The sequence below is a fragment of the Phyllobacterium sp. P5_D12 genome (genome assembly GCF_054049495.1).
Window position 1 is genome coordinate 1 of the sequence record NZ_JBFUMG010000090.1, and the last position, 12,667, is coordinate 12,667.

Consider the following 12,667-nt stretch of genomic DNA (forward strand, 5'->3'; position numbering starts at 1 on the left):
GTCATGGTGAGTCTGTCGAACCACGTATTTGTCAGCCGATGACAGCAACTTCTGCAATCTCTTCCGCAGTCAAAGAACGTATTACCGCTCTGCCACTCTGGCAGGGCGATATTCATATTGCTCTTTTGAAGGGCGGCATTAGCAACGAGAGCTATGTCGTCGAGGATGACAGTCGCAAATATGTCGTTCGCTTCGGCAAGGACTATCCATTTCACCACGTATTCCGCGACCGCGAGGCGATGACGGCCGAGGCGGCCCATCGCGCCGGTTTTGCGCCGGAACTGTTCCATGCGGGCGACGGCGTCATGGTCACCGCGTTCCTCGGCGCGAGCACCTATTCCGCAATCGATGTTCGCGCCAATATTTCACGCGTGGCGCATATGATCCGGCAGTTCCACATGACGATGCCCGAACATATTCTCGGACCGGGTTTCATGTTCTGGGTGTTCCATGTCATCCGTGACTATGCCCGCACGCTGAAGGCGGGCAACAGCCGCATGGTATCGCACCTTGCCACCTATCTTGCCATCGCGGCGGAAATGGAAGCCGCACAACGGCCGCTGCCGATCATCTTCAGCCACAACGATCTCTTGCCCGCCAACATACTCGATGATGGCAACCGCCTCTGGCTGATCGATTTCGAATATGCGGGATTTTCGACTTCGATGTTCGATCTTGCGGGCCTTGCCTCCAATGCGGGATTAAGCGAAGACGAATCCGAGGCCTTGCTTGCCGCATATTTTCAAGGTGCCCCCGACCGCGAACTCAAGCGCGCCCATGCCGCCATGCAATGTGCCTCGCTGCTACGCGAAGCCATGTGGAGCATGGTTTCCGAGCTTTACCTCGACGCCCCGGGCGTTGACTACGTCGCTTATACTACCGAAAATTTATCGAAGCTTGATCAGGCGCTCGATCATTATAGGTCAACCTATGGAAAATAGGGCAAGTTTATCCGCTCATGCAGAAGGCACCGCCTCCTACCCTCCCCCTTGTGGGGAGGGACGGAGCGAAGCGACGGGGAGGGGTTCTTTCTTGACTATCAAAACCTATTCGCGACACGCACAGACTCGGATCAAAAAGCCCCTCCCTGCTGCTGCGCAGCCTCCCTCCCCACAAGGGGGAGGGTAGGAGGCGGTGCCTTCTGCCAACAAGCGTCAGGAAAAACTGCCTTACATAGAGAGACTATATTAATATGACCCTCCCCTCCCATGCCCAGATTGTCGTCATTGGCGGCGGGATTATCGGCTGTTCGACGGCCTATCATCTTGCCAAGGATCACAAGGCCGACGTGGTATTGCTGGAGATGGGGCAATTGACCTCCGGCTCGACATGGCACGCGGCAGGGCTGGTCGGGCAACTGCGTTCCTCCGCGTCGATTACCCGCGTCCTCAAATATTCCGTCGATCTCTACAAACGGCTCGATGAGGAAACCGGCCTTGCGACGGGCTGGAAAATGACCGGCTGTCTGCGCCTGGCCACCAATCAGGATCGCTGGACCGAGTTCCGCCGCCTCGCAACCACTGCGGGAAGTTTCGGCATGGAAATGCACCTCCTCCCCCCGCAGGAGGTCAAGGCCATGTTCCCGCTGATGCGTGTCGATGATCTCGTTGGCGCAAGCTGGTTGCCAACCGACGGGCAAGCCAGCCCTTCTGACATTACCCAGTCTCTGGCGCGCGGCGCCCGCATGCATGGCGCGAAACTGATCGAAAATATACGCGTCACCGGCTTCGAGATGAATGGCGACCGGATCGTCAAGGTCAAGACCGACCAAGGCGACATTTCCTGCGAAAAGGTCGTCAACTGCGCCGGCCAATGGGCACGGCAGGTCGGTGAGATGGCCGGCATCAATGTGCCGCTGCAGCCGGTCAAGCATCAATATATCATCACCGAAAAGATCGACGGGCTTTCATCCAATGCACCCACGATCCGCGATCCGGACCGCCGCACTTACTTCAAGGAAGAGGTCGGCGGGCTGGTCATGGGCGGCTATGAACCCAATCCGCAAAGCTGGATGACCGGCGATGTGCCGAACGACTGGCAATTCCGCCTGTTCGATGATGATTTCGATCATTTCGAGCAGCATATGCACGCTGCGATCGAACGTATCCCCGCGCTTGAAACCGTTGGCGTCAAGCAGATGATCAACGGCCCGGAGAGCTTTACGCCGGACGGCAATTTCATCCTCGGCGTCGCACCGGAGTGTTCCAACATGTTCGTCGGGGCTGGTTTCAATGCGTTTGGTATTGCCTCAGGCGGCGGCGCGGGCTGGGTGCTGGCCCAATGGGCCGTCGATGGCGAAGCGCCACTCGACCTCTGGACCGTCGATATCAGGCGCTTCTCCAATCTCCACCGCAATCGGGACTGGGTCCGCGACCGCACGCTGGAAGCCTATGGCAAACACTACACGATCGGCTTTCCGCACGAGGAATATGTGTCCGGGCGCCCCGCCATCGTCTCGCCGCTCTATCAGCGCTTGCAAAAGCATCGCGCCGTCTTCGGTTCCAAGCTCGGCTGGGAGCGGCCGAACTGGTTTGCACCCGAAGGGATGCCCGCGGAAGACGTCTATTCCATGGGCCGCCAGAACTGGTTCGATGCCGTCGGAGAAGAACACCGGCACGTGCGCGACAAGGTTGGCATTTTCGACCAGTCTTCCTTTGCCAAGTTCGAGTTGACCGGCAGGGACGCCGCAAAGGCCCTCGACACCATCTGCGCCAATGATGTGTCGAAACCTTCAGGCCGCCTGACCTATACCCAATTCTTGAACACACGCGGCGGCATCGAGTGCGACCTAACCGTTGCACGGCTCTCCGATGACAGGTTCTACATCGTCACCGGCACCGGCTTTCGCACCCATGACTTCGCCTGGATCCGGGATCACATCGGCAAAGACCTGGATGTGAAACTCACCGACGTAACCGAGGACTTCGGAACCCTGTCGCTGATGGGCCCCAAGGCCCGCGACGTGCTAGCCGGGGTCACCAACGCCGATGTCGGCAACGCCGCCTTTCCCTTCGGCCATGTTCGCGAGATCGAGATCGCCGGTACTTCGGTTAGGGCGCTCCGCGTCACCTATGTCGGGGAACTCGGCTGGGAGTTGCATGTGCCAATAGCTGCAACCGGCGAGGTCTTTGATGCCCTGATGCGAGCCGGCCAAGAATTCGACATCAGGCCGGTCGGCTATCGGGCACTCGAATCCCTGCGTCTGGAGAAGGGCTACCGCGCCTGGGGTTCCGACATCACCCCGAATGACTCACCTTTCGAGGCTGGGCTCGGCTGGGCGGTGAAACTGCGCAAGGACACCGACTTCGTAGGACGCCAGGCGAGCGAGGCCATCCATGCCACTTCGCTCAAAAAACGCCTCGCAACGTTTACAGTCACGAACAAGGACGTTGTACTGCTCGGCCGCGAAACCATCCTGCGCAATGGCGAGCCCGTCGGTTATCTCACCAGCGGCGGCTATGGCTACACGGTCGATAGTCCGATCGGTCTGGGCTATGTGCGCAACGCGGATGGTCTCAGCGATGCTTTCCTCAACGAGGGCAAATACGAGCTCATCGTCGCCAATGAACGTTACGCTGCTGAAGTCCATCTGGAGCCACTGTATGACCCCGAAAATGCGCGGGTGAAGGGCTAGAGCCTTCCGACACGGAAAGTGGGCGGTCGTCTGCGTTTTTGGCGCAAGATGAGTCGAATCCTGCATAAGAGTTGGCAAAACCCACACAACAATCGTCGATTCCGGCGCATGTTTGTCAATCTGAGCGCGAAATTTAGTTGCACGAAGTTGTGTTTTTCGCAGCAAATCAAAAGACTTGACTTTGGCCTTCGACAGGACCAAATGCAGATCGTGCGGACCTGTGTCCACAAGTCTGTATATCTTCAACCGGAGTTAAATCTCTCATGCCCAGCGACGACAGTAGTAGTCGATTGTTTGCGCCGTCAACGGCGATCGTGGCCTGATCTGAGATCAGCTCGCCTCGATCCCCTGTGACGGCGGATCGACAGAAAGGCGAGCTAAATGAACGATCTTCGCTTTCCCACAGGTGCGGACAATGCCGAGCTGGCACCCGTGCTGACCCTCGCAGAACAGCTTGCAACAATGCATGCTGCGGATGCGATCGAGCTTCTTAACGAGCTCGAACTATTTGAATCTATTGAGATTCTTGCCGACATGCCGCACGAGCACGCCGTCCTGATCCTGGATCAGCCGGAGTTGCACGACGCGGCCGGTATCATAAAGGGATTGCCGGCCGAGACCGCACGGCAACTCCTTGACGCAATGTCCATCGACCGTGTCACCGACATCTTTCATGAGTTCGATACGGAGACCCGGGCCCGGCTTGTTGTCGGCCTCGGGCCCGAAACGACGGCCGCGTTGCGCAAGCTCCTGCGCTATCCGCCGCATACGGCGGGTAGTCTGATGACGACCGAATTCGTCAGCGTGCCCTCCAACTGGACCGTCGCGCAAACGCTACAGCATATTCGCGAAGTGGAGCGGTCCAGGGAGACCATCTATGCCATCTATGTCACTGATCCGGCAACAAAAAATCTGTTGCGGGTCGTAACCCTGCGCCGCCTGATCACCAGCGAACCGGACGCTTCGATCATGAGTGTCGGCCGCGACGTCGCCCCTGTGACAGTTGCTCCGCTGACCGATCAGGAAGACGTGGCGCGGCTCTTCCGCAAGCATGATCTACTTGCCGTCCCCGTCGTAAATGACAACAACCAGATCATCGGTATCGTCACCGTCGATGACGTGATCGACGCCATGACCCAGGAGATGACCGAGGATACACTGAAGTTCGGTGGCATGGAGGCTTTGAACAAGCCTTACATGCAGATCGGTTTCGTGCAGATGCTGCGCAAACGCGCTGGTTGGCTCGGCGTGCTGTTCTTGAGCGAAATGCTGACCGCCAGCGCCATGCAGCATTTTGAAGGGGAATTGGAGAAAGCAGTCGTTTTGACCCTTTTTATCCCGCTTATCATGAGTTCCGGCGGCAATTCCGGCTCTCAAGCCACGTCTTTGCTCATCCGCGCCCTGGCGTTGCAGGAATTGCGGTTGAAGGATTGGTGGCGGGTCGCATTGCGCGAAATTCCGACAGGCCTCGTACTCGGCTCGTTCCTCGGGCTGATCGGCGTGGTTCGGATTACGACGTGGCAGATGCTTGGACTCTTTGATTATGGTCAGCACTGGCCGCTCGTCGCCGCGACGGTCGGCACAGCGCTGGTCGGAATTGTGACATTCGGCTCGTTGGCCGGGTCAATGCTGCCGTTCGCCATGCAGAAGCTCGGCTTCGATCCCGCGAGCGCCTCGGCGCCGTTCGTGGCAACGCTTGTTGATGTAACCGGATTGGTGATTTACTTCAGTATTGCCTTGGTTATCCTGTCCGGAACATTGCTTTAAAACATTTGGTCTGCATGGCAGCCATGCAGACCAAAATGCTTTGCCCCCTTTCGCATTTGCGAAAAAACATGTATGGAGCGCGCAAATGTAAAGCGGCGCAGCTCAGATGGCGTCCACAATCCTCCAAAAGAGAACCTTATGAAACTGCGCAACATCGCGATCATCGCACACGTTGACCATGGCAAAACCACGCTCGTTGACGAACTTTTGAAACAGTCTGGCAATTTCCGCGACAATCAGCGGGTCGGCGAAAGGATGATGGATTCCAATGACATAGAGCGCGAGCGCGGGATCACCATCCTTGCCAAGGCGACCTCGGTCATCTGGAAAGATACACGTATCAATATTGTCGATACCCCGGGCCACGCTGATTTCGGCGGCGAAGTCGAACGTATCCTCAGCATGGTGGACGGCGCTATCGTTCTCGTCGATGCCGCCGAAGGCCCCATGCCGCAGACGAAGTTCGTCGTTGGCAAGGCTTTGAAAGTTGGCCTTCGTCCAATTGTAGCGATCAACAAGATCGATCGTCCCGACGCCCGTCACGAAGAAGTCGTGAACGAAGTTTTCGACCTCTTCGCCGCTCTTGATGCTACGGACGAACAGCTTGATTTTCCAATTCTTTACGGCTCCGGCCGTAACGGCTGGATGGCGACGAGCCCGGAAGGCCCGAAGGATCAGGGTCTGGCAGCGCTGTTTGACATGGTTCTCGATCACGTCCCTGCGCCCACTGTTGGTGAAGGTCCGTTCAAGATGATCGGCACCATCCTTGAAGCCGATCCATTCCTTGGCCGCATCATCACCGGCCGCATTCATTCTGGTACCGTCAAGTCGAACCAGCAGGTCAAAGTCTTGCATGGCGATGACACCCAGCTTGAGACGGGCCGTATCTCGAAGATACTGGCGTTCCGCGGTCTGGAACGCCAGCCGATCGAAGAAGCCCACGCCGGTGACATCGTCGCTATCGCAGGCCTGCAGAAAGGGACCGTCGCGGACACATTCTGCGCGCTCGAAGTGACCGAAGCCCTGCATGCACAGCCGATCGATCCCCCGACTGTTACCATGTCCTTCATTGTCAACGACAGTCCGCTGGCTGGCACTGAGGGCGACAAGGTTACGAGTCGCGTCATTCGCGACCGCCTGATGAAGGAAGCTGAGGGCAATGTTGCGCTGAAGGTCGAGGAATCCGACGACAAGGATTCATTCTTCGTTTCGGGTCGCGGCGAATTGCAACTCGCGGTTCTCATTGAAAACATGCGCCGTGAGGGTTTTGAACTTAGCATATCGCGCCCTCGCGTCGTTTTGAAAAGAGACGACTCCGGCACTTTGCTTGAGCCCATCGAAGAAGTGCTGATTGACGTCGACGAGGAATACTCCGGCACCGTTGTCCAGAAGATGTCCGAACGTAAGGCTGAAATGGTCGAGCTTCGTCCGTCCGGTGGTAATCGCGTTCGCATGGTATTCTATGCGCCGACACGCGGACTCATCGGCTACCAGTCGGAACTTTTGACCGATACGCGCGGCACCGCGATCATGAATCGCCTTTTCCGTGCCTACGAGCCTTTCAAGGGTGAAATCGCCGGCCGTACCAATGGCGTTCTGATCTCCAACGATCAGGGAGAGTCCGTAGCTTTCGCCATGTGGAACCTTGAAGATCGCGGCGCAATGATTATCGAGGCTGGCATAAAGGTCTATGCCGGCATGATCATCGGCATCCATTCGCGTGACAATGATCTTGAAGTGAACATCCTCAAGGGTAAAAAGCTGACCAACATTCGTGCTGCAGGCAAGGATGAAGCGGTCAAGTTGACCCCGCCGATCCGGATGACACTGGAACGTGCTCTTGCCTGGATTCAGGACGACGAGCTGATGGAAGTAACTCCGAAATCAATTCGTCTGCGCAAGCTTTACCTCGATCCAAACGAACGCAAACGTTTCGAAAAGAGCAGCAAGACTGCAGGCGCTGCCTGAGTTTAATTGTCCTTCATGAAAAAAGCGGCGATCTTCGCCGCTTTTTTGTTTTCGTGCACACCCAAAACGCTTTTTTGGATGTTGCGAACTCGCGGGTTGCGGGTCTATGGTTAAGGGACCATGAACACCCATGTGATCGAGATAAGACGGGCACATATGGCCGATGCGGTGGCGATTTCAGCCATTCATCTGGCTGCCTGGCAGGGCGCCTACGCAGGTATCATACCCCACCGCGCGCTTAACAATATGTTGGAGCGTCGCGGCGCCAATTGGTGGGCAAAGGCAATCCAGCGCTCGACACAGATCCTCGTGGCCGATGTCGGCGGTATCGTTGCCGGCTATGCGACGCTTGGGCCAAACCGCGCCCGCCAGTTGCAGCAACAGGGTGAAATTTACGAACTCTACGTCAGGCCGGAATATCAGGGTTTCGGTCTGGGTACTCGCCTCCTGGGCGCCGCTCGCCGCAGTCTTGGCGATCAAGGCCTGAAGGGTATGGTGATCTGGGCGCTCGAGGACAACAACCTTGCGATTTCATTCTACCAGAGCGCCGGTGGCCGCGATGTCGCCGAGGGTGTCGAGTGTTTCGATGGCAAGACGCTCAAGAAGGTCGCTTTTGTTTGGAATTGATGCCGGTTTGGGCCAGATTCTTCCTTCGCAGCTCAAATCCCGAGTTGTGTTTTGCCATTCGCGCTCAATAAGCCTATCAATCGTTTTCCTTACGTAGGGGCGACGGCATTGTTGCGCCGCGGTATAAAAATCAGTACAGGACTTCCATACTCATAAGGACTCTGAAAATATGCGCATCGATGCCATTGCTGTCGGCAACAATCCCCCTGAAGATGTAAACGTTATCATCGAGGTCCCGGTCGGCGGTCAACCGATCAAATACGAGCTTGATAAGGATTCGGGCGCGTTGTTCGTCGATCGCTTCCTGCACACGCCCATGACCTATCCGGGCAATTACGGTTTCGTGCCGCATACGTTGTCGGATGATGGCGACCCCATCGATGTATTGATCTGCAACACGCGCGCATTGATGCCTACAAGTGTGATCAATGTCCGTCCGATCGGTGTCCTCGTTATGGAAGACAATAAGGGACAGGACGAAAAGATCATTGCCGTTCCTTCGCCTCACCTGACGCTACGGTACGAGAAGGTGCACAATTACACCGATCTTCCCGACATCACGCTCAAACAGATCCAGCATTTCTTCGAGCACTACAAGGATCTGGAACCCGGCAAATGGGTGAAGATAGGAGATTGGGGCGATGAAGATGCCGCCCGCCAGCTCATCACCGAAGCAATCGAACGCCACAACGCCAAAAAGGCCTGATCGATCAATCTTCGGGCGGTTCGAGAACGGCAAGCTTCAAAGCCAGTTCGTCAGGATCGCCCGAAATTCTTACCTGCTTCAGCCGCGAAGTTGTTCCTGCAGCAATTGTTACGTCTCGCGCCGCAAGATCCAACCGCTTTGCCAGCAGCTTTACCAGCGCTGCATTGGGCTTTCCGTTTTCAGGAACCGCCCGCACCCGTGCTTTCAGATGGAAGCGCCCGTCGTCAGTCTCTTCCACACCTTCAATCGCGTCCCTTACTGATTTCGGCGTCAGCCGCACAAAGAGAGTAACGCCGTTACGCTCCGTGCGGAAATGCGATGGCTTTCTGGTCAAACCAGAATCGGGGCGATCGTGGTCCAGAGAAACTGGCGAATGAAGAATATGATCAACAAGAGTACGATCGGGGAAATATCGATACCGCCGAGGTCAGGAAGAAAGCGGCGAATGGGTCGCAATGCGGGTTCGGTGACGCGATAGAGAAAATCTCCTATCGACGCAACGAAGCGATTGCTCGAATTGATGACGTTGAAGGCATAGAGCCATGAGAAGATCGCACTGGCAATGAGAATCCATGTGTAAATGTCGAGAGCCAGATCGATGGTGCGGATAAGGGCGAGCATACAGGTCTCCTAAGATTTCCACGACATGTAGCGATTGGCTGGCCCGCGAGCAAGAGGTTGCGATCACCGGCAAAACGCAGCACAGCCCCTCCAAGTATTATTGTGGCAGTATTCATGGCCCGTCTATTCGGGGCTTCAAATGCGCCTAAGGTATTACGACGACTTGATCTTGACCGATATTGTTGAATTCTGAAAACCGGAATAAATTTGCGGCGTGATTCGGGCTATCCCGGCCCGCTTTTCATCCAAGGGGGTTTCCATGCTCAATAAACTGTCGGCCGAGTTCTTCGGCACATTCTGGCTTGTCCTCGGCGGTTGCGGCAGTGCCGTTATTGCCGCTGCATTTCCCGATGTCGGTATTGGTTTGCTTGGTGTTGCCTTTGCGTTTGGTCTTACGGTTCTAACCATGGCCTATGCAGTCGGCGGAATTTCCGGCGGCCATTTCAATCCCGCTGTTTCGCTCGGCCTCGCCGTTGCGGGACGCTTCGACTTCAAGGATCTCATCCCCTACTGGATCGCACAAGTTGTTGGTGCGATTGTTGCAGCTGCCGTCCTTTATCTGATTGCATCCGGCAAGGCCGACTTCACCGCCGGCGGCTTCGCTTCCAACGGTTATGGTGACCTGTCGCCCGGCAAGTATGGCTTGGTCGCCGCACTTGTCGCAGAAATCGTATTCACTGCCTTCTTCATCATGATCATTCTTGGGGCGACCTCAGCTTCCGTTCCGGCTGGGTTTGCACCAATCCCCATTGGTCTCGGCCTGACGCTGATCCATCTAGTTTCGATTCCGGTGACAAATACCTCCGTCAATCCGGCTCGTTCCACCGGCGTCGCCCTTTTCGCAGAAACCGCCGCGCTTGGCCAGCTCTGGCTGTTCTGGGCCGCCCCGCTCATTGGTGCGGTACTCGGCGCAATCATCTGGAAATCCTTGCTCAGCAAAGATTCAGACGCTCCTGTTACTGCAGCTGTAAACGCGGCTTGAACCAAAATGGGCCGGTTCGAGCCGGCCCATTTGCTTTCCCTCTCGAATAATATTTCTGATTTTCCTTATCCCCATTCTCCCTAAACTGGTCTAGAAGAAAGCTCCCGATTCCGGAGCCTTTCAACGAAATGACCATCTCCGAAACGAATGCTGCGCATGATCGATATGCCGCGTTTCGCCATTCGTCCTTTACCCGCTATTGGCTGGCACGCTTCTTTGGTTCATTTGCCATCCAGATCATCAGCGTCTCCGTCGGCTGGCAGATCYATGATCTGACGCGCGACCCCTTCTATCTAGGCATCGTTGGGCTTGTACAATTCGCACCATCGCTGCTGCTCGTGCTTATTACCGGTGCAGCTTCCGACCGGTTCGGGCGACGATTGATCATGGGGCTTTCGTTGTGTGTCGAGGTAATCTGCGCCGCTCTGCTGCTGCTATTGACGATAACCCACCTGTTTACGCCGGCATTGGTTTTCATCATTCTCACGGGATTTGGTGTTGGCAGAGCATTCCTCGGACCTGCTTCCTCATCCTTGGTCGTTAATCTTGTGCCGGCGGAAACGTTTTCCAACGCCGTGTCCTGGAACTCCTCGGCCTGGCAAATTGCAACAATCGTCGGACCGGTCGCCGGGGGTCTGCTCTATGGTCTTTCTCCTGTCTCAGCCTACGGCGTCGCCTCCGCGATGCTTGTCATCGCGACCCTGAGCACTTTCTCCATCGCAAAACCCGCCCAGCATACCCTGCACGAAACAAGATCGCTTCAAACTTTACTGGCCGGCTTCCACTACATCTGGAAAGAGAAGGTGGTTCTTGGCGCGATTTCACTTGATCTGTTTGCTGTGCTGCTCGGCGGAGCCGTGGCGCTTCTGCCGGTTTATGCGCGCGATATCTTGCAGCTCGGCCCGTGGGGCCTTGGCATGCTGAGGGCTGCACCGGGTATCGGTGCCATTGTGACGGCGGTCTGGTTGACCGGGCACCCTATTCGCGATCATGCTGGAATGATCATGTTCGCATTCGTCGCGCTCTTCGGATTGCTTACGGTCATGTTTGGCATTTCCGACATTGCATGGTTGTCGATCGTAGTGCTTGCTTTGATGGGTGCGGCTGACATGATCAGCGTCTATATCCGCGAGACGCTGTTGCAATTGTGGACGCCGGATCATGTGCGAGGCAGGGTCAACGCCGTCAACATGGTTTTTGTCGGCGCATCCAACGAATTGGGCGAATTCCGTGCTGGCGTCATGGCTTCGCTGATCGGTACCGTGCCCGCCGTTGTCTTCGGTGGCCTTGGAACAGTAGCCGTTGCCGGCCTTTGGGCCTATTGGTTCCCGCAATTGCGCAAAGCRCGGAATTTGCAAGGCAGGACCTAATCAGCTCAAGCCGATACAGGTGCCCCAAAAATCGTCGCAAGAAAGCGATGCAACCAGGCCCTCAGCACTGAATCATAGATCATCCGTCCGTCCAGGTGGTCGCGGCCCTGCTGCGCACCGCACAGGGTAAACCGTTCCGCGCCTCGTACAACCCAACGATGCATCATGGCCCGTGTCAGTTCCGCATGAAACTGGACACCCCAGGCATTCTCGCCATACCGGAACGCTTGATTGGGGTAGGAGCTGCCTGTCGCCAGTAAGGTTGCAGTCTGTGGCAATTCAAAACCTTCGCGATGGAAATGATAAACCATCGACGGCCAGTCCATCAAAGCGCGACCAGCTTCCGTCGGTTCGAGCGGATACCAGCCGATTTCGACAAGGCCATCCGGGTGGGGCCCAACACGACCACCCAAATGATTGGCAAGCATCTGCGCGCCCAGGCAAATGCCGAGAAAGGGCTTGTCTTCTGCGAGTGGTATGGACAGCCAATCGGTTTCTGCGCGTACAAAGTCTTCCGAATCATTGGCGCTCATCGGGCCGCCAAAAATGACGGCTCCTGCATGGTCTTCCAGCGTTTCGGGCAATGTATCTCCAAGGGGCGGGCGGCGAATGTCGAGGGCAAACCCTGCTTCGACCAGTAAATGGCCAACGCGGCCGGGACTGGAACGCTCCTGGTGCAGCACCGTCAGGATCTTGGGACGATGCGACTGTCCGCTTTCCATCCATCCAGTTTGGTACATTCGCTCGGCCTATTCCTCTTGCACCGTCTGTTTTGCGCGAACCGCTGCCTGTCGTTTCATGGTCACCCGGTCGCGTGTCGATACGCCGATCAGTTCCGCAACACGCCAGACGACATTGTCTTCCAGCTCATGCGCGCTACCATCGGCAAAAACGACATCCCACATCAGCTCAATGAATCTGATGCGAGCCTCTTCGTCAAGATTGCGCTTGATGATGCTGGTGAAACTGTAGAGGTCGACGGCCTCCTGATC

Annotated in this window: 12 protein-coding genes; 8 read left to right on the top strand and 4 right to left on the bottom strand. The window is 56.4% G+C overall.

All coding sequences use genetic code 11. The features are described from left to right. Positions 1-38 precede the first annotated feature (38 nt). The 6 genes from ACXJ5O_RS08725 (at position 39) to ppa (ending at position 8,702) form a co-directional block, all read left to right on the top strand. Positions 39-941, top strand: a complete 903-nt coding sequence (locus tag ACXJ5O_RS08725) for a phosphotransferase (protein ID WP_457299554.1) — start codon at positions 39-41, stop codon at positions 939-941. Between the two features lie 251 nt (positions 942-1,192). After that, on the top strand, positions 1,193-3,634 hold the full coding sequence (locus ACXJ5O_RS08730) for a GcvT family protein (protein WP_457299545.1): 2,442 nt from the start codon (positions 1,193-1,195) through the stop codon (positions 3,632-3,634). A 381-nt stretch (positions 3,635-4,015) separates the two neighbouring features. Then, positions 4,016-5,401, top strand: coding sequence for a magnesium transporter (gene mgtE / locus ACXJ5O_RS08735; protein WP_457299546.1), 1,386 nt, complete (start codon positions 4,016-4,018; stop codon positions 5,399-5,401). A gap of 138 nt (positions 5,402-5,539) precedes the next feature. Next, a complete protein-coding gene (gene typA, locus ACXJ5O_RS08740; protein ID WP_457299547.1) occupies positions 5,540-7,369 on the top strand; it encodes a translational GTPase TypA in 1,830 nt (609 codons plus the stop codon). Positions 7,370-7,489: 120 nt separating this feature from the next. Further along, complete coding sequence (locus tag ACXJ5O_RS08745) at positions 7,490-7,996, top strand: N-acetyltransferase family protein (RefSeq protein WP_457299548.1); 507 nt, start codon at positions 7,490-7,492, stop codon at positions 7,994-7,996. Positions 7,997-8,165: 169 nt separating this feature from the next. Further along, positions 8,166-8,702 (top strand): inorganic diphosphatase, encoded by a 537-nt coding sequence (gene ppa, locus ACXJ5O_RS08750; protein ID WP_112525138.1) that lies wholly within the window; start codon positions 8,166-8,168, stop codon positions 8,700-8,702. 4 nt (positions 8,703-8,706) lie between these two features. Here ppa and ACXJ5O_RS08755 read toward each other — a convergent pair whose 3' ends face one another. Together ACXJ5O_RS08755 and ACXJ5O_RS08760 are read right to left on the bottom strand one after the other, a co-directional pair. Continuing rightward, positions 8,707-9,036: a DUF167 family protein gene (locus ACXJ5O_RS08755; protein ID WP_457299549.1), complete on the bottom strand. Its 330-nt coding sequence runs from the start codon at positions 9,034-9,036 to the stop codon at positions 8,707-8,709. Next, positions 9,033-9,323 (bottom strand): YggT family protein, encoded by a 291-nt coding sequence (locus tag ACXJ5O_RS08760; RefSeq protein ID WP_112525134.1) that lies wholly within the window; start codon positions 9,321-9,323, stop codon positions 9,033-9,035. The genes ACXJ5O_RS08755 and ACXJ5O_RS08760 overlap by 4 nt, the downstream gene beginning before the upstream one ends. Positions 9,324-9,582: 259 nt before the next feature. Here ACXJ5O_RS08760 and aqpZ point away from each other — a divergent pair, with 259 nt between their 5' ends. Both aqpZ and ACXJ5O_RS08770 read left to right on the top strand, forming a co-directional pair. Continuing rightward, complete coding sequence (gene aqpZ / locus ACXJ5O_RS08765) at positions 9,583-10,305, top strand: aquaporin Z (RefSeq protein ID WP_457299550.1); 723 nt, start codon at positions 9,583-9,585, stop codon at positions 10,303-10,305. A gap of 128 nt (positions 10,306-10,433) precedes the next feature. Next, the gene (locus tag ACXJ5O_RS08770; RefSeq protein WP_457299551.1) at positions 10,434-11,675 is read left to right on the top strand and encodes an MFS transporter; all 1,242 of its coding nucleotides are present in this window, start codon (positions 10,434-10,436) and stop codon (positions 11,673-11,675) included. Between the two features lie 5 nt (positions 11,676-11,680). On the opposite strand, the gene ACXJ5O_RS08775 is transcribed toward ACXJ5O_RS08770, so the two are convergent. Further along, positions 11,681-12,415, bottom strand: coding sequence for a glutamine amidotransferase (locus ACXJ5O_RS08775; protein ID WP_457299552.1), 735 nt, complete (start codon positions 12,413-12,415; stop codon positions 11,681-11,683). Positions 12,416-12,424: 9 nt separating this feature from the next. Beyond that, positions 12,425-12,667 (bottom strand): tellurite resistance TerB family protein (locus ACXJ5O_RS08780; protein ID WP_457299553.1); only part of this gene is annotated, 243 nt, incomplete at its 5' end.

What these genes read in the sequence shown, in the direction of transcription:
- ACXJ5O_RS08760 (WP_112525134.1), bottom strand. Translation starts at nt 9,323, where the DNA reads ATGCTCGCCCTTATCCGCACCATCGATCTGGCTCTCGACATTTACACA.
- ACXJ5O_RS08775 (WP_457299552.1), bottom strand. Translation starts at nt 12,415, where the DNA reads ATGTACCAAACTGGATGGATGGAAAGCGGACAGTCGCATCGTCCCAAG.
- ACXJ5O_RS08730 (WP_457299545.1), top strand. Translation starts at nt 1,193, where the DNA reads ATGACCCTCCCCTCCCATGCCCAGATTGTCGTCATTGGCGGCGGGATT.
- aqpZ (WP_457299550.1), top strand. Translation starts at nt 9,583, where the DNA reads ATGCTCAATAAACTGTCGGCCGAGTTCTTCGGCACATTCTGGCTTGTC.
- ACXJ5O_RS08745 (WP_457299548.1), top strand. Translation starts at nt 7,490, where the DNA reads ATGAACACCCATGTGATCGAGATAAGACGGGCACATATGGCCGATGCG.
- ppa (WP_112525138.1), top strand. Translation starts at nt 8,166, where the DNA reads ATGCGCATCGATGCCATTGCTGTCGGCAACAATCCCCCTGAAGATGTA.
- ACXJ5O_RS08725 (WP_457299554.1), top strand. Translation starts at nt 39, where the DNA reads ATGACAGCAACTTCTGCAATCTCTTCCGCAGTCAAAGAACGTATTACC.
- typA (WP_457299547.1), top strand. Translation starts at nt 5,540, where the DNA reads ATGAAACTGCGCAACATCGCGATCATCGCACACGTTGACCATGGCAAA.
- mgtE (WP_457299546.1), top strand. Translation starts at nt 4,016, where the DNA reads ATGAACGATCTTCGCTTTCCCACAGGTGCGGACAATGCCGAGCTGGCA.